Below are 18114 nucleotides of genomic sequence, written 5' to 3'. Positions count from 1 at the left end.
CCTTCGTCTGTTCCCAGTCCGTTCGCGTGAGTGTGTGATCTTTCGTTATCGACTCGTCGCCGGGCTCACTCCTCCTCGAAGCGGCCGAAGGGCGTCGTGACGTGGCTCTTGACGAGCACTTCGTCGGCGACGGTGATGCCCATCTCGAGGAGCGACTCGGCGATGGGCGTGATGTCGCTGTCCGACGTCCCCACCGCGGTCACGAGGAGGTTCTGCTCGCCGGTGATGAGCTCCTGTACCGAGACGACGCCGTCGAGAGCCAACACGTCGGGGATGAGATCGCCGCGCTCGTGGATCGACGCCGTGCAGAAGAGGAGCATCCGGATCGGGTAGCCCGAGCGCTCGTAGTCGACCTCGGCGCTGTACCCCTTGATGACTCCCGCCTCCTCCAAGCGCTGGATGCGTTTCCTGACCGTGCTCCCGGACGTCCCGGTTCGTTCGGCGATGTCGCTCGACGAGAGGTTCCGCGCGTCCTCCTGGAGCGCGTACAGGATCGCCCGATCGACCTCGTCGACGTCTTCGGCAGGCATATCGGATCGTTACCCCGACACCGGCAAAGGGACTTCGCCTCCGCGTACTCCGGGAATCGGCGCGACGCCGCGGGCTCCGGTCCCGTCGCCGAGTGCGCGAGCGCGTCCCCCGACGACAGGCACGACCCCGGCGAACGCGCCGCCAGCCACGCCCCCGTGGCTCCCACCGACGCCGTGCTCGCAGATCGACACGGTGTTAGTGCTCACCGACGACTGCGACACCGATGACCGTCACGCTCGCCTTCGTCTGCGTTCAGAACGCGGGTCGCTCCCAGATGGCCACCGCGTTCGCCGAGCGCGAGGTCGCCGCGCGCGGTCTCGGTGAGGAGATCGAGATCGTCACGGGCGGCACCGACCCCGCCGAGCGCGTCCACGCGGAGGTCGTCGCGGCGATGCGCGAGATCGACATCGACCTCGGCGACCGGGCGCCCCGGGAGGTGACGTTCGAGGAGGTCCAGCGCGCCGACTACGTGATCACGATGGGCTGTTCGGCCGACGACGTCTGCCCCGCGGGGTGGGCGGGCGAGAGCCGCGACTGGGACCTCGACGACCCGGACGGCCGCGATCCCGAGGCGGTCGCCGAGATCCGCGACGAGATCGAAGAGCGCGTGCGATCCCTCGTCGACGAGCTCGACCCGTCCGGTCAGTAGTCCGCGGCGAGGTGATCGAGGATCTCGTGGTGCTCGGTCGTGTGCGGGGCCGTGAGCGGCGAGACGCTCGTCTCCCCCTCGACGACCGCCCGGAGGTCGCTGTCGTCGGGTTCGTTCGCGACGATCCCCCGGTCGATCCGCTCCCACATCTCGTCGTGGAGCCGGAGGCGCTCGCCCGCGCGCTCGACGTGCATCTCGTAGCCGTGCGTCGGCCGCGTCACCGCGATGTCGCCCGTTTCGGTCCCCGGACGGGGGGCGTTCACGTTGAGGTAGTCCGCGCGCTCGAAGACGCCGGAGTCGAGCGTGTGCTCGACGAGGTAGCGCGTGACGGCCGCGGCCTCGGCGTAGTCCGCTTTCGGTGTCTCGCCGGACTCGAAGTCCGCGCTCGTCAGCGCGAGCGACACCGAGATCGCGGGGACGTCGAAGAACGCCGACTCGACGGCCGCGCTCACGGTGCCCGACCGGCCGAGGACGTACATGCCGAGGTTGCCCCCGCGATTGCACCCGGAGACGACAAGGTCCGCGTCGGGGACGAGCGCCTCCAGCGCCGCGACGACGCAGTCCGAGGGCGTCCCGCGGACCGCGTAGCCGTACTCGTGCCCGTCGACGACGACCTCGCGGGAGAGTGCGCGGCCGGTCGCGCTCATGTCCTCGGCGGGCGCGACCGCGGTGACGTCGCCGACGGCCGAAAGGGACTCGTAGAGCGCGGCGAGCCCGGGGCTCTCGATCCCGTCGTCGTTCGTCAGAACGATCTTCATACCGGGCGGTCGGGGAGGCGTCCCTTCGATGTTGCTATTCGGACCGCATCAGGGGCCGACGCTCGACGACGCCCCGCGACCGCCCTCGAAGCGGAGCTTCGCCAGCCGGACCTCGCGGAGGCGACGCTCGACGGTCCGCCACTCGCCGAGTTTGTCCGCGGCGTCCTCGAACTCCGCGTCCGGAACGTCGTCGAGCACGACCGCGTCCGGGGTCGCGGCGTCGAAGTGCTCAGAGAGGGAGTCGGCGCGCTCGCGGTAGGCGTCCAACCGTTCGTCGAGCGCATCTGCCGAGCCGGCGTCACGGGCGAGCTCGGTCACTCGGCGGAACTCAAAGTACGGTTCGTGTCGAGTGAAGAGCGCGGGATTGTCGGCGACCTTTTCGAGCACACCGAGGTCGACGAGCCATTCGAGGTGCGTCCGCGCACCCTCCTTCCCACAGTCGGCGCGCTCCGCGACGTCACCGACTGCGGTCGGTTCGGTGAGCGTGGTGGCAACCTCGTAGACCCGCTCGCGGACGGTCCGGTTCGCCTCGACGTCCTCCCACTCGTCGGTCAAGGAGAAGTCGGTCGGAGGGGCACTCCCGTCGGTCATGCTACCCTCTCGGGCGTACACGTACATTAATCTGCGGATGGGCGTATATATGAGTGGTCTTGGCCGATCGCGTCAGTCGCCGAGGAACGGCCAGTCGCCGTCGCCGGGATCGAACCCGTATTCGGATGGATAGGTCGGTTCGTCGGGGTTCTCCCAGAGCGCAGTGTAGCGTTCACGGAGTGCGTCGAAGACGACGCCGACAACCGCGCTCTGGCCATCGGGATAGACGGCGGCGAGCGCGTCTCGGGACGCGTTGTTCGGGTCCGGTGGCGGGTGGAAGTGATCACGGTCGCTATGTGGGTTCTCGTGACGGTCCCACCGACACGACCACGTTTCGCCGGACCAGTGTTCCACGTACACGACGTTGAACTCGTCCGCTCGCGCGAACCGGAAGTCGACCGTGACGTCCTCGACGACCGGCGGGTAGTGTTCGCGCTCCAGACGTGCGACGACTCTGTCGGGTTTCGCCGGCGGGAACGTCCGTACGCCGCGGACCATCGACAGGCCGGCCACCCGCCGCGCAACGAGGCGCGAGAGTTCCTCGTTGACGTCGTTCCCCGGCACGTTACTCGTCCGTCACGTGACGGATTTCGTCGACGATTGCGGCGATCTCCTCGCTCGTGCGGTCGCCGACGTCGAGTTCGACGGAGATGGTCACGTCGGACGAATCCGATGAGTCCCCGGACGCCGCACCTTCCGTCTCAGCCGCCGTCTCCCGTTCCGAATCGGTCGTCCGATCTGTGGCCGCTGTCGGCGACGGGTGTTCTCGGCTGAGGGACTCAACGAAGGGCGCGTAGTCGTCCGAGAGTATGAGGCGTGTCTCGTACCCCCGCTTTCCCGTGCGGTACTCGCCGAGACCCGCCGCCTGAGCGGTCTTTATCAGGAGGTTCACCTCCCGGTCTTTCACCTCGTCGTCGATTACGGAGCCCGCGGCCTCCCGAAACGCGCTCTGCGTGACACAAGTGTCCCCCATCACTTCGGACGTCGCGTTCCCTTCGTGGGCCCGAACGAGAATCTCCCGGTATGGTCGGAACTCCTCTATCGCCTCACGGAACAGTTCCTCGACGGTCCCATTGCCCTCGTAGGACGACTGATAGCCGAGCCCGGTCCCCCGTGTGGTGAGTCGGAACACGTCGTCGGTACCGCTATCGACCGCCCGCAAGAACCCGAGGCGACGGGCGAGCGTGAGCCCACGCCGGAGGTCACGCGTCTTTCCCGACACCTCCTCGTATACCTCGTTCCGGGTGAATTCGTCGGCACCCTTCATCTCGCGGCAGATCTCGTACACTATTTCCGGGTTCGCCCGCCGTGGGAGAGAAGTATCCATAAGCGTAACACGAAAGCAACCCACATAAAGTCTCGTATAGGACGAACCAGATAGCATATTCCTCGTCTGAAGCACCTACTCGGCTAGATATTGCGAGAATATCCGGGCCGTCAGTTCTGATTCGCGTTCCGTATTCGACGTCGGATCCACCTCATGTCGACGTGAGGCCGGTAGATACGGATAGGTAGAGCCACCGAGCGGAATGACGATGAGCCGAATGGAGAAAGCGGTTCGGTCTCAGCCGAGGCGATCGACGACGACCTCGTCGTCGACGACGAAGTTGTACGCGCCCTCGTCGTCGTTCCAGAGGCAGAGGACGGACTCGAAGGAGAGGAGGTCCCCGTAGTCGGCACCGAGGAGGTCGCGGTTGAGCGCGCTCCGGTCGACGAGGACGGCGTAGCAGTCCGTGTCCTCGCTCCCGTCGCTGATCTTGAACAGGGGATTGCCGCCCTCTGAGAGGTCGCCGGAGAGCTTGGCGGCGACGAGGTCGACGCGGTTCGAGACGTGTCGATCGGCGTCGCCGAGTTTCGCGTACCGCGAGGAGGGGAGCGAGACGTCGTGGTTCCGCCGGCCGTCGGTCCGCAGGAAGCTGTAGCTGTACTTCACCGTCTCGTTCAGGAACTCGGCGGGGCGCTCGGACGCCTCGGCGAGGCGCCGCTGGAAGCCCGGGGCCTCGACGTCGGGCTTCTCGACGAACGACCAGCCGCGGTCCGTCGGGCGTTCGCCGTCCCAGAGGCGGACGGTCGGCGCGTAGACGGTGACGCCGCGCGCTTCGAGGTCGCGCTCGACGTCCCGGAGGCCGATGCTCGTGTTGCGGTCCGCGGGCGCGACGAGGACGAGCGTGCCGTCGTCCGCGAGCACGTCGAGGTAGGACTCGACGACCGCGACGGGATCGTCGAGTTCGCTGAGGAGGCTGAACGCCGTGACGAGGTCGAAGTCGCCCTCGTCGGTGAGCGCGCCGCGATCGAGTGATTCGACGGTCTCGGGGTGGAGCGTCCCGCGGACGTTCGGATCCGCGGCGTCGAAGTAGTCCGTGAGGAGGTCGGCGGCGGGGCTCGGCTCGACGGCGTGGTAGTCGAGGAGACCGTCGTCCGGGAGGGCGTCCGCGAGGCCGAGGAACGGTCCACCGACGCCCGCGCCGAGGTCGAGGACGCGCGCGTCGCGCGGCAGGAGACCGTCAGCGGCGAGGTCCGCGGCGACGTACCGACCGACCGCGTAGTAATCGGGGAGGTGATAGATCGCGTAGCCGAGCGCCGCCGTCGCGTCGTAGGTGACGGCGTTCTCGTAGTAGTAATCGGCCTTCAGGCGGCGGATCGCCTCGCGGAGGGCATCGCCGCTCTCGCCGCGGTGCCAGTCCGGGCCGTAGGTCTCGACGAGGCGGTCCTCCAGCACGCGCGCGTGCTCGTCGGGAAGCGCCGTGACGGACTCGCGCTCGACGCGGGCCGGGCCGGTCTCGACCGGGACGAACGTGCCGTCCTCGCGTTCGACGAGCCCGAGCGACGCGGCCTCCTCGCGGAGGGCCCGTCGGACGACCGCGGGGTGACGCGGCGTGCTGAGGTAGTCACAGATCTCCTCGGGGTCGATCGGTCGGACGCCCCGGAGGTACTTCGCGTTCGATCGGAGTTCGTCCTTATTTACGGGCATCGTCGTAGAGGGCGTCGTACTCGTCGGGGTCGGTGTCGGCGAGGCGCTCGGCGGCCGCGGCGACGTCGCGGGCGCCGTCGAAGGTCGCTTGGATGTCGGCGTAGACGCGGGGCGTCCCGTTGAGGACGCGCTCGGCGAGCGCGGCGAGGCGCTCGTACACCGGCGTCCGCAGTTCGTCCGGCACGTCGTCGTCGGCGTCGGCGGCGGCGAGCGCGAACGCGAGGATCGCGGCGTGCGTCCGGCCCTGGACGGTCCGCATCGCGTCGTCGTGTACCTCGGGGGTGACGTCGACGAGGTCGTTGCCCGCGGCCTCGATGTCGCGTCTGATCCCGTCGGTCGCGGGGCCGCCGGCGGCGGTCGAGACGGCGACCGTCCCGGGCGCGGCGTCGCCGCCGAAGAGGGGGTGGAAGCTCACGCGTTCGCGCGCGGGCGCCGCGGCCGCCATCGCGTCGAGCGGCGCGCGCATCGACCCCGTGACGTCCACGACGGCCTGCTGGGCTTTCCCGGCGTGGTCGGCGATCGCCTCGCTCGCCACCCGCATCGGCACGGCGAGACAGACGATACCGAACGAATCGGTCGTGTCGAGGGGGACGGCGCGCCCCCGCGGACCGAGCGCGTCCGCCGCGGCCTCGGCGCGCGCGGGGTCCGCGTCCGCGAACGCGACGTCGGGCGTGACGGCGGCCGCGAACCAGCGGCCCATCTCGCCCGCGCCGACGACGAGTACGTCCATGGCGAATCGATAGCCCACGCGCGGGCAAAAGGAGTTCGTTCCCGTCGGTCCGTCGGGAGGTTTTAAGCGTCGCGGTACCGAACCGGATAGTGAATGACCGACCGGCCGACCGTACTCGTCGTCGAAGACGACCGGGACCTCGCGGATCTCTACGCCGCGTGGCTCGAGGGCGACCACGACGTCCGCACCGCCAACTCCGCGGCGGAGGCCCTCGACCAGTTCGACGGCGACATCGACGTCGTGTTACTGGATCGACGACTCCCGGAGTCATCCGGTGACGACGTGCTCGCCGAGCTACGCGAGACCGGGAGCGACGTGCAGATCGCGATGGTGAGCGCCGTCGACCCCGATTTCGACATCATCGAGATGGGGTTCGACGCGTACCTCGTCAAGCCGGTCTCGCGCGACGAACTCACCGACCTGGTCAGTCGACTCCTCGCCCGCCGGCTGTACACGGTCGAGGTCCGCGAGTACTTCTCGCTCGCCGCCAAACGCGCCGCGCTCGAAACCCAGAAGGACGCCGATCAGCTCGCCGACAACGAGGAGTACCAGCGCCTCGTCGCCGACATCGAGGCGTTGGAGGGCGATCTCGACGAGGAGCTCAGCAATCTCGACGACGACGACGTCGCCGCCGTCTTCCGCTCGCTGCGCGCGCACGGCGACGAGTAGGATCCGCCAACGCGCTTTTGACGGTCCGACTGCTACTCTCCGATAGTGTATGGACGACGGTGTCCGCGTACTCTACGTCGGTGACGGCGCCGACGGGTCACGCGTGCGCGAACTCGACGCGTCCCCGGAGATTACCGAGGTCGTCACCGAACCGGACGGCGCGTCCGTGGCCGACACCCTCTCCGAGCACGACGTCGACTGCATCGCCTGTGAGAGCGGCTTCTCCGACGTCGACGCGCTCGGCGTGCTCCGACTCGTGCGCGAGGCGGACCCCGCGGTCCCCTTCGTCCTCTACGCGACCGGCGGCGACGAGAAGCTCGCCGCCGACGCGATCTCCGCCGGCGTCACCGACTACGTTCGCGCCGACGCCGAGGAGAGCTTCGATCGACTCGTCGAGACGCTCGTCTCCGCCGCGCGGCGGTATCAGGCCGAACAGGACGTCGCGCTCCTGAACGACCTCGCACGGAACGTCTACGAACGCATCACGGACGCCTTCTTCGCGCTCGATCGGGACTGGCGGTTCACCTACATCAACCAGGAGGCCGAGAACCTCCTCGAAGTCACCGCCGAGCGCCTCGTCGGCCAGAACGTCTGGGAGGTGTTCCCCGAGTCGGTTGGCTCGACGTTCTACACGGAGTTCCACCGGGCGATCGCCATCCAGGAGCCAGTGACCTTCGAGGAGTCCTTCGGCCCGCTCGATAAGCACTTCGAGGTCCGGGCGTACCCCTCCGAGGACGGCCTCTCCATTCACTTCCGCCAGACCGTCGCCGGCGAGTCGACGCGCGGCGATCACCTGATGGAACTCGCCAGCGTCCTCTCGTACGACCTCGCGGACTCCATCGACAACGCGCGTGTCGCCCTCGACTCGGTGCAGGCGTCGAACCCCGGAATCGACGGGCTCGACGACGTGGAGGACGCGCTCGACCGGATGGACGATCTGGTCACCCACTCGATCACGCTCGCCAACGAGTGGGATTACTCGACGACGAACTCCACGCGGTAGTCCGTCAGGTCCTCGTAGCCGTCCTCGGTGACGACGGCGATGTCCTCGATGCGCACGCCGCCGACCGCCGGATCGTAGAGCCCCGGCTCGATCGTGACGACGTGTCCCGGTTCGAGCGTCTCGTCCGCGCCCTCGCTCAGCCGCGGCGCCTCGTGGACGTCGAGGCCGACCCCGTGGCCCGTCGAGTGGATGAACCCCGTCTCGGCGTCGGGATCGGATCGGAGCGTCGGGTACCCCGCGTTCTCGTACACCTCGCAGGCCGCGGCGTGGACGGTCGCGCCCGTCACGCCGGGTTCGAGCGCGTCGAACGCCGCGTCGAACGCGCGTTCGGTCACGTCGTAGAACTCGCGGGCCGCCTCGGTGGGTTCGCCCTTCACGAACGTTCGCGTCATGTCCGCGTGATACTTCGAGTCCTTCTCGCGCGGGAAGATGTCGATCACGATCGGTTCGTTCACCCGGAGCGGACCGCGTCCGCGGTTGTGCGGTTCGGCGGCGTCCGCCCCGCAGGCGACGATCGTCTCGTCGAGCGCACAGCCGTGTCGGAGGAGCGTCACCTCGATCTCCTCTTTCACGCGCTCGGCCGTGAGCGGATCGTCGCGGTAGAGGAGCACGCCGTCGACGACGTCGGCCTCCGCGAGGAGGTCCTCGGCGGCCGCCATCGCCGCCTCGTTGGCGCGCTGGGCGTCGCGGACGTGCTCGACCTCCGCCTCGGTCTTCACCGCGCGCACGCCGCCGACGTGGTCGTCGCGGTCGGCCGTCACGGTCACGTCGCGCTCGCGGAGGGCGTCCGCGACGCCGAGCGGGAAGCGCTCGTTCGTCGCCACGTCCGTGGCAGCGAACTCGTCGAGGAAGGCGGCGAGGACGCGCCGGGACGCCTCCTCGCGACCGTGGTCGGCGGCGAGCGCGTGGTAGTCGTAGTCGGCGTAGCGGCGCACGACGTCGGCGCGGGCCTCGTTCGTCGCGCGGCCGTACTCCAGTCCAGAGACGAGGATCGCCGTCCGATCCGGCGCGTAGAGCGTCGCGAACGGATCGGGCGCGTCGAATCCGGAGAGGTAGTACTGGTCGGCGAGGTCGGCGCTCGCGTGGAGGAGGTAGCCGTCGCGGCCCGTCTCCCGGAGGAACGCGTCGAGCGCGCCGTAGTCGCGTTCGTCGTTCATGCGCGAGAGTCCGCCCGCCGCGACAAAAGGGTTTGCCGTCGCTCTCGGGCGGCCCCGGAACGCTTACGGGCGCCTCACGCGTCCGCTCGCGTATGCAGGTCACGGTCCCGCAGTCGCGCGTACACGGCGACGCGCAGGTACCGCCGTCGAAGAGCTACACGCACCGCGCGATCCTCGCCGCTGGCTACGCGGAGGGTGCGCTCGTCCGGCACGCGCTGAAATCGGCCGACACCCGCGAGACGATGGGCGCCGTGGAGGCGTTCGGCGGCGACGTCGTCGAGGTCGACGGCGTCCTCGAAATCGACGGCTTCGGAGGGACCCCCGAATCCCCGCCAGACGTCGTCGACTGCGGGAACTCGGGGACGACGATGCGCCTCGCCACCGGTGCGGCCGCGCTCGTCGACGGCGGGACCGTCCTCACCGGTGACGCCTCGCTGCGCTCGCGGCCGCAAGCACCGCTCCTCGACGCCGTCGAACAGCTCGGCGGACGCGCGCGATCGACGCGCGGGAACGGGCAGGCGCCGCTCGTCGTCGAGGGCCCCATCGAGGGGGGATCGGTGACGATTCCCGGTGACGTCTCCTCGCAGTTCATCTCCGCGCTCCTGATGGCCGGCGCCTCGACCGACGACGGGATCGACATCGAACTCTCGACGGAGCTGAAGTCCGCGCCGTACGTCGACATCACGATCGAGTTGCTCGACGACTTCGGCGTGGACGCCGCGCGGACCGAGGCGGGCTACCGTGTCGACGGCGACCAGACGTACGAGCCGCCGGAGGGCGAGTACGCCGTCCCCGGCGACTTCTCCTCGGCGTCCTACCTGCTCGCGGCGGGCGCGCTCGCTGGCGACCCGGAAGTCGAGGTGCGCGGCGTCTATCCGAGCGCACAGGGCGACAGCGCGATCCTCGGGATCCTGGAGGAGATGGGTGCGGATCTCGACTGGCACCGCGACGACGGGCTCGCGGTCGTGCGGCGCTCTGACCTCGACGGGACGACCGTCGACGTCGGTGACACGCCGGACCTCCTCCCGACGCTCGCGGTGCTCGGCGCGGCCGCGGACGGCACCACCGAGATCGTGAACGCGGAGCACGTCCGCTACAAGGAGACGGACCGAGTGAGCGCGATGGCGGAGGAGCTGACGAAGATGGGCGCGGCGGTCGAGGAGAAACGCGACGCCCTGATCGTTCACGGCGGGGAGAGCGATCTCGTCGGGGCCGACGTGGACGGACTGGGTGATCACCGCGTCGTGATGTCGCTCGCCGTCGCGGCGCTCGTCGCCGAGGGAGAGACGACGATCACGGGCGCTGAGGACGTCGACGTCTCCTTCCCGGGGTTCTTCGACGCGCTCTACGATCTCGGCGCGAGCGTCTCGCGCGAAGAGGGCTGACACGCCGGTCTCCGTCCGCCGGGGCGGGTCGCCGGCGAGTTTCGCTCGTCCGCCCCGAGTGCGTCGATCAGTGCATAGCCCGGGGTCGTCGCGTCCCGGATCAAGAAGTCGCGCGCTCGGCTCCGGGTCCGATTTTGCGCGTTGTGCAAGGCCTTTAACCACGCGCCGTCGAACCCCGTAGTAATGAACGGGAACCGTTTCGGGCGGCTCTTTCAGGTGACGACGTACGGCGAGAGCCACGGGAAGGGGATGGGTGCGACGGTCTCGGGCGTCCCCGCGGGCCTCGAACTCGACGCGTCGGACATCCAGTACGAACTCGACCGGCGCAAGCCCGGCCAGTCGATGATCTCGACGTCGCGGGGCGAGCCGGACGCGGTGACGATCCAGTCGGGCGTGCAGGACGGCTACACGACCGGGACGCCGATCGGGCTGACGATCGAGAACAAGGACGCGCGCTCGGGGAAGTACGAGCCGTTCATCACGGCGCCCCGCCCCTCGCACGGCGACTTCACGTACTCGGCGAAGTTCGGGACGCGGAACTGGGGCGGCGGCGGACGCTCTTCCGCGCGCGAGACCGTGAACTGGGTCGCCGCGGGGGCGATCGCAAAGAAGGTCCTCCGCGAGAACGGCGTGCGTGTGAAGGCGCACGTGAACCAGATCGACGACATCGAGGCGGGCGAGGTGTCGTGGGAGGAGATGCTCGAGCACACGGAGGAGAACGACGTGCGCTGTGCGGACCCCGATGCGGCCGCGGCGATGCAAGAGCGCATCGAGGAGTATCAGGAGCGCGGCGACTCGATCGGCGGATCGATCTACTTCGAGATCCGCGGCGTTCCCCGGGGGCTGGGCGCGCCGCGATTCGACAGCGTGGAGGCGCGTCTGGGGCAGGCGCTCATGTCGGTGCCGGCGACGACGGCGTTCGAGTTCGGCCTCGGGCGCGAGGCGCGCGAGTACAGCGGGAGCGAGCGCAACGAGGACTGGACGTTCGACGAGAACGGCGACCCCGTCCCGGTGGGCAACGACCACGGCGGTCTCCAGGGCGGGATCACGACCGGCCAGCCGATCTACGGCGAGCTGACGCTGCACGCGCCGACGTCGATCCCGTCGGAGCAGACGACGGTGGACTGGGAGACGGGCGAGGAGAAGACCGCGCAGGTCATCGGCCGCCACGACCCCGTGTTGCCGCCCCGCGGCGTCCCCGTCGTCGAGGCGATGTGCCGGCTGACGATCCTCGACTTCATGCTCCTCGGCGGCCGGATCAACCCCGACCGGATGGACGGGAACCCCGGCGAGTACGACACCGACTACCATCCCGCGAGCCCGGAGAACGATCCGGACGACGCCGAGACGCACGTCGAGTAAGCGCTCGGCATCGGGCGCACGTTGATGGTCTCGGGACGCGCCCGAGTCAGTATGGCAGAACAGTGGTCGTCCCGGCTCGGGTTCCTTCTAGCGACGATCGGCGCGGCGGTCGGGCTCGGGAACATCTGGCGGTTCCCCTCGGTCGTCGGGCAGAACGGCGGGGGCGCGTACCTCGTCCCGTACCTCTTCGCGGCGTTCGTCTTCGCGGTGCCGCTGCTCGTCCTCGAGTTCGCGGTCGGACGCTCGCTGCGGACGGACGTCGTCTCGGCCTTCCGGACGGTCGGGCGGCGATACGCGGCGCTCGGGTGGGTCGTCGCGGGCGCCGTGCTCGTGATCCTCTCGTACTACCTCGTCCTCACGGGGTGGGTGCTCTCCTTCTTCGTCGCGTCGCTGGCCGGCGTCACGCTCACCTTCGACGGGTTCGCCGCGACGTACTGGCCGGCCGTCGCGTTCGTCGTCGTGACGGGGGTCGTCGCCGTCGTCGTGAGCGCGGGCGTGAAGGCCGGTATCGAGCGGCTCTCGACGGCCGTGATGCCGATCGTCTTCGTCGTGTTGGGCGGGCTGGCGTGCTACGCGGTGACGCTCCCCGGCTGGGCGGCGGGCGTCGCCTTCTTCCTGACGCCGCGGCTCTCGGTGCTCGCCGATCCCGGCGTGTGGTCGGCGGCGTTCGGGCAGGTGTTCTTCTCGCTCTCCGTCGGACAGGGGATCATGCTGACGTACGCGGCGTACGTCGACGAGGGGACGTCGCTCTGGAAGTCGGCGGGCGTCATCGCGGTGGCGGACGTCGCGGTCGCCTGCGCGGCCGGCCTCGTCGTCTTTCCGATAGTGTTCACGCTCGGCGTCGAACCGAGCGCCGGCACCCAGTTGGCGTTCACGACGCTACCGCGCGCGTTCGCGGCGATGCCGTTCGGGCGCGTGGTCGCGGTCGCGTTCTTCGGACTGCTGTTCCTCGCGGCGCTCACGTCCGCGGTGTCGCTCCTCGAAGTGGTCGCGCCCCCGCGCGACCGCGGTCCTGATGGGCGGCGTCTTCTGCCTCGGCGTCCCCTCGGCGCTGAGCTACACGCCCGCGGGCGCGGCGGTCCTCGGCGTCCCGTTCCTCGACTTCGTTGACGCGTCCGTCGGGACGTTCGCCCTTCCCGTCACGGCGTTCCTCCTCGCCGTCGTCTTCACGTGGGCCGCGGACACCGCGGTCGTGCGCGCCGAGCTCGGTCGCGCGTACCCGGTCGTGAAGTACGCGATCCCGATCGTCCTCGTCGCCGTCACCGCGACGACCGCGGCGGGGCTCGCGCGCCCCGGTTGGTCGCTGACCGCGGGGTCGCTCTCGGACGGGCTCGTACGCGTCGCCCCGACGTTCGGCGTCCTCGCGGTCCTGCTCGGGGTGGGATGGCTCCTCCGAGATCGGGTGCGGCCGCGGCGCTGGCGGCGATAGGGAGTCGGCACGTCTTTGCGGGACGCCCGCGTCGGACACGGCATGGACGCCGCACAGGAGACGCGGTACAACCCCTTCGGGATGGACGAGGACTGTCGCAACTGCGAGGGCCTCTGCGACGTCCGCGAGCGCGTCGTCCACGGCTACGGTGACGCGGGTGCGGATTTCGTCTTCGTCGGCGAGCGCCCGAGCGCCGGTGCGGAGCGGACCGGCGTCCCGTTCACGGGCGACGCGGCCGGCGAGCGCTTCCAGGACGTGCTCGGGCAGATCGGGCTGAACCACTCGCTCCCGACGAGCGACGAGCCGGAGATCGAGAACGCCTATCTGACCTATCTGACGCGGTGTCGCCACCCGGATCGGGACCCGACGGACGCGGAGGTGGCGACGTGTGAGCCCTTCTTGAACGCGGACCTGCGGATGATCAACCCCGAGATCATCGTGCCGGTCGGCGAACGCGCGCTCGCGGAGATCGGCACCGAGTACACGACGACGCCGGCCGACGACCTCGACGTGGTGGAACACCACGCGGAGCGGATCCGCGGGCGCGGCTTCGAGCTGATGCCGATGATCCACCCGGGGTCGATGACGACCGAGCAGGCGGACGCGTTCGTGACCGCCTTCCTCGACCTCCTCGATACGGATTACCGACAGACGAAGGGACGGCGCGGGCGATAGGGCGCTCACCGAACGGGGACGGGTCGGCGAATCGCGGGCCGCGAACGCGGGGGTTGAAGGGCGGCGCACGCGGATCAGGGGCTATGACGCTCCTCGTCGCCATGATCGACCCGCCCCGCGAGGGACTCGTCCTCCCGCGGTTGGCCGACACGTCGCCGCTGACGCCCGCGGAGGTCGTCGACCTCTACCGCGCGATGACGAAGGACCTCCTGCGCGCCGGCATGGAGAGCGGCGGCGACGTGCTCGTGAACTACCGGCCGGACGACCTCCTGCCGGAGCCGGCCGTGCGCGAGCGGACCAGCGAGGACGCGGTGCGCGCACTCGTCGCCGAGGCGCTCGACGGGGACGAACTGGACGGAACGCGCTTCGAGATCCAGGTGGGGTCGAGCTACGACGCACGGGTGGGGAACACGGTGACGCACCTCTTGGAGACGGAGGCGCGGTCGTCGGTCGCGGTCGCGGAGCCGGTCGCGCCGCTGCTCGATCGCTCGGCGCTCGACGCGGCGGCGATGAAACTGCGACGTCGCGACGTAGTGCTCGGGCCGGCGGCGGACGGCCGCGTCCACTACGCGGCGTTCGGTGAGCCGATCGACTTCGCGGGGGCGTACGCCACCCCGGAGTTGGAGACGCTGACGGCGCGAGCGCGCGACGCCGACTGCGACGTGGACTTCATCCCGCCGTCGACGGCGGTGCGGACGGGCGCGGATCTGCGCACGCTCCTCCCCCGGATCGCGGCGCGCCGCCGCGCCGGGCGGTCGGTCCCGGCACACACGGCCGCGTTCCTCGACGATCTTCCAGTACGCGTCGCTGACCGGGGCGGAGAGCGGACGCTCGTTCGAACGTGACGGCGTCGGAGAAACGCTTATGTTTGGTAGCGTGTTAACAATAGACATGCGACCAGTCGTGGAGACGGAAGACAGCGAAACGTACGAGTGCCTCCGCTGTGGGGCGCGCGTCGTCGCCCCGGCGACCCGGGTCTGTGAGGGCTGCGGCGGTCCGCTCCGGAGTCTCTCGCGCTCGCGCGACCTCTGAGCGACCGTCACCGACGCCCCGCGTGAACGCCCGCGCTGGCGGGAGGCGCCACCGACGGCCCGGCGAGTCGGTGTGACCGAAACGGTTAGGGAGGCCACCGCCACTGTATCAGTACGCGCATATGTCCCGAACCGTGGGCGTCCGAGGAGCGCCCGGAGGAGCGACTCGATGGCGTTGATGATCTGTGAGGCGTGTTCGACAGCGCAGAACTTCTCGATCCTGCGATCCGACGCGACCTGCCAGGTGTGCGGCGCCGGCGAGGAGTTCCTCGCGCCGATCTCCGACGCCGAGTCGGACGCCGGCGTCGACCGGACCGACACCGTGTTGCTCGCCGACGACGACGACGAGCTCCGCGAGACGTTCCGGCTCTGGCTCTCGGGGGATCGGTGGGACTGCCGGACGGCCGCGGACGGTGAGGCGGCGTTGCACGCCCTCGACGCCGACGTCGACGTGCTCGTCCTCGATCGCCGGATGCCCGACCTCACGGGCCCCGAAATCGTCGAACGACTCCACGAGACCGACTTCGACGGCCGAGTCCTCGTCGTGAGCGCGTACGAGCAGGACACCGTCCTGAGCGAGGACGACGTCGACGGCTATCTCACGAAGCCCATCCGGCGACAGACCTTCGTCGAGACGCTCGAACGCGTCGCCCCGGCCGAGAACGACGCCGACGAAGCGTAGCCGCGGGGACGACGACCACGGCCGGCACGGATCGATGCCGAAAGCCGCATACGGGACCAGCGACAACGACACGCTGCGCGGCGAGGTGGCGGAGCGGCCTATCGCGCCGGTCTTGAAAACCGGTGGCATTCAGCCTCCTGGGTTCGAATCCCAGCCTCGCCGTTGCTGTCGAGCGGAGTGAGACGCCCGGCGTGCTGGGTGCGAGCATACGAGACGGGCGACCCGTCTCGTCCAGTTCGAACCCCGGTCTCGCCGTTTCTGCCGATCGAACCGAGACGAGACGTGCACGGCGGTCCGAGGCGAGCGCGCGGACGTGAGCACGACGCCGACGCGCGCGTGGAGAGTAACCGTTTTGGGTACCCCTACCGCACGTCCGTGTATGGAGGACATGTACGACGAGTCGGGCCGCGACTGGCCCCACGACCCCGACGGCGAGGAGGGGAGCGAGGGCGGGCGCAAGTACGGGATGGCCGTCCTCTCGAAGAAGGTCGACGAGGACGAGGACTTCCCCCTCGAAAAGGAAGCGTTCGTCGCGGAGTACGGCGACGATCCCGTCCGGATCAACTACCGGAAGGTCGTCTCCGTCGCGGACATCTTCGAGCACGTCGAGGCCGACGAGTACTCCGATAAGGTCGACTTCTGGAGGCAGGTCGGTCAGGGGATGCGCGACGGCGACCTCTGGGACTACCGCCCGACCGGCGAGTGAGGCGGAGGCGACGGCCCTAAGGCCGACGCGCTCGTCGATTTCGGCGATGGCGCGACGCGCACCGGACGGCGTGGTGATCGAGGCGGGGACGATGGACGACCTCGAGACGCTCGTCGACCTCTGGGTCGCGCTCGTCGCCGACCAGCGCGCGCACGGCACGCATCTCCTCGCGGCCGAGAACCGCACGACCGCCCGTGACGTCCTCTCGCAGTACGTGGCGACCGATCGGGTGCTCGTCGCGCGACGCACCGAGGCCGGGACGCCGGTCGGGTTCGTCATGTTCCACCCCGAGAGCGGCCTCTACGAGGAGGACGTCTCACGCGGCGTGGTCGACAACGTCTACGTCGACCCCGCACATCGCGATCGCGGGATCGGGAGCGCGCTGCTCGACGCGGCTGAGGCCACGCTCCGTGACGCCGGGGTCGACGTCCTCTCGATCGCCGTGATGGCCGACAACGAGCGTGCGCGGGCCCTCTACGAGGACCGCGGCTATCGGCCACAGCGCTGCGTGCTGGAGAAGCCGGGGGAAAGCGACACGCACACAAAGGAGGGCGACGAACGCTGAGACGCGCCAAGGGAGCTTGGGCGGTTCAAGCACTCGATTTGTAATCGAGAATTCGGGGGTTCAAATCCCTCCCTTGGCTTCCGACCGAGTGCTTAGGGTCCACTCCTGAGACGTCCGCCAGCGAAAGGACCGTCGGTTTTTCCTACGGTGTCTCCCCGTGACGGCACGAGCGTCGTCGGGGAGCAGGAGACCCGCGGGTCAGCCCGAGCGCTGGTCTTCTCTCATCGGGAGGGGGTTCCGACAGCGATCGCCGCTGGCCCGCCCTGTCGACCGTTGTGTGCACCGTCTCGGCGACGCTCCGAGCGCGAGCGGCGCAGTCGGGATCGCGCCGCCTCCGAACCGGAGGTGCGTTTATCCCCGCGAGCGACCAAGAGTGCGACATGATCCCGCCAATCGCGGACCGGTTCGTCGCGGGCGAGTCACCAGCGACCGCGCTCGCGCACGCCGCGTCGCTCGACGACGGCGGCGTAAACGCGATCCTGAACCTCCTCGGCGAGCACTACCGCGATCGCCGCGACGCGGACGTGGATGCGGGCGCCTACGTCTCCCTGCTCGCGGACATCGCCACGACGGACCTCGACGCCCGCGTCTCGGTGAAGCCGAGCCAGATCGGGGTGAGCGTCAGCGAGGACGTCTTCAGAGAGAACCTCCTGCGGATCGTCGACGCCGCGGCCGACAGCGACGTCTTCTGTTGGGTCGACATGGAGGATCACGCGACGACGGACGTGACGCTGGACGTCGTCGAACGCGCCGCGGAGACGCACCCGGGACGGGTCGGCGTCGCGCTGCAGGCGAACCTCCGTCGCACGGCGGGCGACCTCGAACGCCTCGCGGACGTCCCCGCGGCGGTCCGGCTCGTCAAGGGCGCGTACGACGAACCGGCGTCCGTCGCGTACACGGACAAGGCGGCCGTGAACGAGCAGTACCGGGCGGGCCTCGACTACCTCTTCGCACACTACGACGACGGCGAGGTGGCGGTCGGGAGCCACGACCCCGCGATGATCGACCACGCGAAGACGCTCGCCGCCGAGCACGGGACGGACTTCGAGTTCCAGATGCTGATGGGGGTCCGTGAGGACGCCCAGTTCGCGCTCGCCGAGGAGTACGCGGTGGCGCAGTACGTGCCCTACGGCGGGAAGTGGCTCCAGTACTTCTACCGGCGCGTCGCGGAGCGCCGCGAGAACCTCGTGTTCGCCGCGCGCGCCGTGCTCTCCTGAGCG

The 18114-nt window shown here is 69.6% G+C and carries 22 protein-coding genes and 2 tRNA genes; 16 read left to right on the top strand and 8 right to left on the bottom strand.

What is annotated here, in order from left to right; translation table 11 throughout:
• Window positions 1-65: 65 nt before the first annotated feature.
• Window positions 66-530 (bottom strand): Lrp/AsnC family transcriptional regulator, encoded by a 465-nt coding sequence (locus IEX91_RS08145; RefSeq protein WP_188878237.1) that lies wholly within the window; start codon window positions 528-530, stop codon window positions 66-68.
• Between the two features lie 224 nt (window positions 531-754).
• On the opposite strand from IEX91_RS08145, the gene IEX91_RS08140 reads away from it, so the two are divergent.
• Window positions 755-1180 (top strand): arsenate-mycothiol transferase ArsC, encoded by a 426-nt coding sequence (locus tag IEX91_RS08140; protein ID WP_188878236.1) that lies wholly within the window; start codon window positions 755-757, stop codon window positions 1178-1180.
• Here the strand turns inward: IEX91_RS08140 and surE are convergent.
• The 6 genes from surE to IEX91_RS08110 all read right to left on the bottom strand — a co-directional run bounded on the left by surE (window position 1174) and on the right by IEX91_RS08110 (window position 6230).
• Window positions 1174-1938, bottom strand: a complete 765-nt coding sequence (gene surE, locus IEX91_RS08135; RefSeq protein WP_188878235.1) for a 5'/3'-nucleotidase SurE — start codon at window positions 1936-1938, stop codon at window positions 1174-1176. The genes IEX91_RS08140 and surE overlap by 7 nt on opposite strands.
• Window positions 1939-1986: 48 nt before the next feature.
• The gene (locus tag IEX91_RS08130; protein ID WP_211086829.1) at window positions 1987-2529 is read right to left on the bottom strand and encodes a DUF7342 family protein; all 543 of its coding nucleotides are present in this window, start codon (window positions 2527-2529) and stop codon (window positions 1987-1989) included.
• Window positions 2530-2601: 72 nt separating this feature from the next.
• Window positions 2602-3093 carry a hypothetical protein gene (locus IEX91_RS08125; protein WP_188878233.1) on the bottom strand — a complete coding sequence of 164 codons (492 nt, stop codon included), beginning with the start codon at window positions 3091-3093 and terminating at the stop codon, window positions 2602-2604.
• A gap of 1 nt (window position 3094) precedes the next feature.
• Window positions 3095-3931 carry a hypothetical protein gene (locus tag IEX91_RS08120; RefSeq protein ID WP_188878232.1) on the bottom strand — a complete coding sequence of 279 codons (837 nt, stop codon included), beginning with the start codon at window positions 3929-3931 and terminating at the stop codon, window positions 3095-3097.
• A gap of 162 nt (window positions 3932-4093) precedes the next feature.
• Window positions 4094-5500: a small ribosomal subunit Rsm22 family protein gene (locus tag IEX91_RS08115; protein ID WP_188878231.1), complete on the bottom strand. Its 1407-nt coding sequence runs from the start codon at window positions 5498-5500 to the stop codon at window positions 4094-4096.
• The gene (locus IEX91_RS08110; RefSeq protein ID WP_188878229.1) at window positions 5487-6230 is read right to left on the bottom strand and encodes a prephenate dehydrogenase/arogenate dehydrogenase family protein; all 744 of its coding nucleotides are present in this window, start codon (window positions 6228-6230) and stop codon (window positions 5487-5489) included. Before IEX91_RS08110 ends, IEX91_RS08115 begins: the two co-directional genes overlap by 14 nt.
• A gap of 93 nt (window positions 6231-6323) precedes the next feature.
• Between IEX91_RS08110 and IEX91_RS08105 the strand changes: the two genes are divergently transcribed.
• Together IEX91_RS08105 and IEX91_RS08100 are read left to right on the top strand one after the other, a co-directional pair.
• A complete protein-coding gene (locus tag IEX91_RS08105) occupies window positions 6324-6899 on the top strand; it encodes a HalX domain-containing protein (protein ID WP_188878228.1) in 576 nt (191 codons plus the stop codon).
• Window positions 6900-6948: 49 nt separating this feature from the next.
• Entirely contained in the window at window positions 6949-7902 is a 954-nt protein-coding gene (locus tag IEX91_RS08100; protein ID WP_188878227.1) for a PAS domain-containing protein, read from the top strand.
• On the opposite strand, the gene IEX91_RS08095 is transcribed toward IEX91_RS08100, so the two are convergent.
• Window positions 7875-9059: a M24 family metallopeptidase gene (locus IEX91_RS08095; protein ID WP_188878226.1), complete on the bottom strand. Its 1185-nt coding sequence runs from the start codon at window positions 9057-9059 to the stop codon at window positions 7875-7877. The two genes, IEX91_RS08100 and IEX91_RS08095, sit on opposite strands and share 28 nt — an antisense overlap.
• Window positions 9060-9151: 92 nt before the next feature.
• On the opposite strand from IEX91_RS08095, the gene aroA reads away from it, so the two are divergent.
• From aroA to IEX91_RS08035, 13 genes are all read left to right on the top strand, one after another.
• Window positions 9152-10444 (top strand): 3-phosphoshikimate 1-carboxyvinyltransferase, encoded by a 1293-nt coding sequence (gene aroA / locus IEX91_RS08090; protein ID WP_188878223.1) that lies wholly within the window; start codon window positions 9152-9154, stop codon window positions 10442-10444.
• A 183-nt stretch (window positions 10445-10627) separates the two neighbouring features.
• Window positions 10628-11806, top strand: coding sequence for a chorismate synthase (gene aroC, locus IEX91_RS08085; protein ID WP_188878222.1), 1179 nt, complete (start codon window positions 10628-10630; stop codon window positions 11804-11806).
• 51 nt (window positions 11807-11857) lie between these two features.
• On the top strand, window positions 11858-12916 hold the full coding sequence (locus IEX91_RS08080) for a sodium-dependent transporter (RefSeq protein WP_229772825.1): 1059 nt from the start codon (window positions 11858-11860) through the stop codon (window positions 12914-12916).
• Window positions 12822-13235: a hypothetical protein gene (locus tag IEX91_RS16275; protein WP_229772824.1), complete on the top strand. Its 414-nt coding sequence runs from the start codon at window positions 12822-12824 to the stop codon at window positions 13233-13235. Before IEX91_RS08080 ends, IEX91_RS16275 begins: the two co-directional genes overlap by 95 nt.
• Window positions 13236-13277: 42 nt before the next feature.
• Window positions 13278-13910, top strand: coding sequence for a uracil-DNA glycosylase (locus IEX91_RS08075; RefSeq protein ID WP_188878221.1), 633 nt, complete (start codon window positions 13278-13280; stop codon window positions 13908-13910).
• A gap of 83 nt (window positions 13911-13993) precedes the next feature.
• Complete coding sequence (locus tag IEX91_RS08070; RefSeq protein WP_188878220.1) at window positions 13994-14755, top strand: DUF2064 domain-containing protein; 762 nt, start codon at window positions 13994-13996, stop codon at window positions 14753-14755.
• Window positions 14756-14801: 46 nt separating this feature from the next.
• Window positions 14802-14942 (top strand): rubrerythrin-like domain-containing protein, encoded by a 141-nt coding sequence (locus IEX91_RS08065; protein ID WP_188878217.1) that lies wholly within the window; start codon window positions 14802-14804, stop codon window positions 14940-14942.
• Between the two features lie 168 nt (window positions 14943-15110).
• The gene (locus tag IEX91_RS08060) at window positions 15111-15623 is read left to right on the top strand and encodes a response regulator (RefSeq protein WP_188878216.1); all 513 of its coding nucleotides are present in this window, start codon (window positions 15111-15113) and stop codon (window positions 15621-15623) included.
• Window positions 15624-15702: 79 nt separating this feature from the next.
• Window positions 15703-15785 (top strand) — tRNA-Ser (locus IEX91_RS08055).
• 217 nt (window positions 15786-16002) lie between these two features.
• Window positions 16003-16329: a DUF5785 family protein gene (locus IEX91_RS08050; RefSeq protein WP_188878213.1), complete on the top strand. Its 327-nt coding sequence runs from the start codon at window positions 16003-16005 to the stop codon at window positions 16327-16329.
• 46 nt (window positions 16330-16375) lie between these two features.
• Complete coding sequence (locus IEX91_RS08045) at window positions 16376-16894, top strand: GNAT family N-acetyltransferase (protein ID WP_188878212.1); 519 nt, start codon at window positions 16376-16378, stop codon at window positions 16892-16894.
• 5 nt (window positions 16895-16899) lie between these two features.
• Window positions 16900-16973, top strand: a tRNA-Thr gene (locus tag IEX91_RS08040).
• 301 nt (window positions 16974-17274) lie between these two features.
• On the top strand, window positions 17275-18111 hold the full coding sequence (locus IEX91_RS08035) for a proline dehydrogenase family protein (protein ID WP_188878211.1): 837 nt from the start codon (window positions 17275-17277) through the stop codon (window positions 18109-18111).
• Window positions 18112-18114 lie beyond the last annotated feature (3 nt).

Source organism: Halarchaeum nitratireducens (assembly GCF_014647155.1).
Taxonomy (GTDB): Archaea; Halobacteriota; Halobacteria; order Halobacteriales; family Halobacteriaceae; genus Halarchaeum; species Halarchaeum nitratireducens.
Note: the sequence above shows the minus strand (reverse complement) of the source record. Positions and strands in the feature narration are given on the sequence as shown.

Bases quoted from the DNA above. Each gene is read 5' to 3' on its own strand.
- surE (WP_188878235.1), bottom strand. From the start codon at position 1,938: ATGAAGATCGTTCTGACGAACGACGACGGGATCGAGAGCCCCGGGCTC.
- IEX91_RS08060 (WP_188878216.1), top strand. From the start codon at position 15,111: ATGGCGTTGATGATCTGTGAGGCGTGTTCGACAGCGCAGAACTTCTCG.
- IEX91_RS08050 (WP_188878213.1), top strand. From the start codon at position 16,003: ATGGAGGACATGTACGACGAGTCGGGCCGCGACTGGCCCCACGACCCC.
- IEX91_RS08145 (WP_188878237.1), bottom strand. From the start codon at position 530: ATGCCTGCCGAAGACGTCGACGAGGTCGATCGGGCGATCCTGTACGCG.
- IEX91_RS08045 (WP_188878212.1), top strand. From the start codon at position 16,376: ATGGCGCGACGCGCACCGGACGGCGTGGTGATCGAGGCGGGGACGATG.
- IEX91_RS08075 (WP_188878221.1), top strand. From the start codon at position 13,278: ATGGACGCCGCACAGGAGACGCGGTACAACCCCTTCGGGATGGACGAG.
- IEX91_RS08035 (WP_188878211.1), top strand. From the start codon at position 17,275: ATGATCCCGCCAATCGCGGACCGGTTCGTCGCGGGCGAGTCACCAGCG.
- IEX91_RS08115 (WP_188878231.1), bottom strand. From the start codon at position 5,500: ATGCCCGTAAATAAGGACGAACTCCGATCGAACGCGAAGTACCTCCGG.
- IEX91_RS08130 (WP_211086829.1), bottom strand. From the start codon at position 2,529: ATGACCGACGGGAGTGCCCCTCCGACCGACTTCTCCTTGACCGACGAG.
- IEX91_RS08140 (WP_188878236.1), top strand. From the start codon at position 755: ATGACCGTCACGCTCGCCTTCGTCTGCGTTCAGAACGCGGGTCGCTCC.
- IEX91_RS08095 (WP_188878226.1), bottom strand. From the start codon at position 9,059: ATGAACGACGAACGCGACTACGGCGCGCTCGACGCGTTCCTCCGGGAG.
- aroA (WP_188878223.1), top strand. From the start codon at position 9,152: ATGCAGGTCACGGTCCCGCAGTCGCGCGTACACGGCGACGCGCAGGTA.
- IEX91_RS08110 (WP_188878229.1), bottom strand. From the start codon at position 6,230: ATGGACGTACTCGTCGTCGGCGCGGGCGAGATGGGCCGCTGGTTCGCG.
- IEX91_RS08065 (WP_188878217.1), top strand. From the start codon at position 14,802: ATGCGACCAGTCGTGGAGACGGAAGACAGCGAAACGTACGAGTGCCTC.
- IEX91_RS16275 (WP_229772824.1), top strand. From the start codon at position 12,822: ATGGGCGGCGTCTTCTGCCTCGGCGTCCCCTCGGCGCTGAGCTACACG.
- IEX91_RS08080 (WP_229772825.1), top strand. From the start codon at position 11,858: ATGGCAGAACAGTGGTCGTCCCGGCTCGGGTTCCTTCTAGCGACGATC.
- IEX91_RS08100 (WP_188878227.1), top strand. From the start codon at position 6,949: ATGGACGACGGTGTCCGCGTACTCTACGTCGGTGACGGCGCCGACGGG.
- aroC (WP_188878222.1), top strand. From the start codon at position 10,628: ATGAACGGGAACCGTTTCGGGCGGCTCTTTCAGGTGACGACGTACGGC.
- IEX91_RS08105 (WP_188878228.1), top strand. From the start codon at position 6,324: ATGACCGACCGGCCGACCGTACTCGTCGTCGAAGACGACCGGGACCTC.
- IEX91_RS08070 (WP_188878220.1), top strand. From the start codon at position 13,994: ATGACGCTCCTCGTCGCCATGATCGACCCGCCCCGCGAGGGACTCGTC.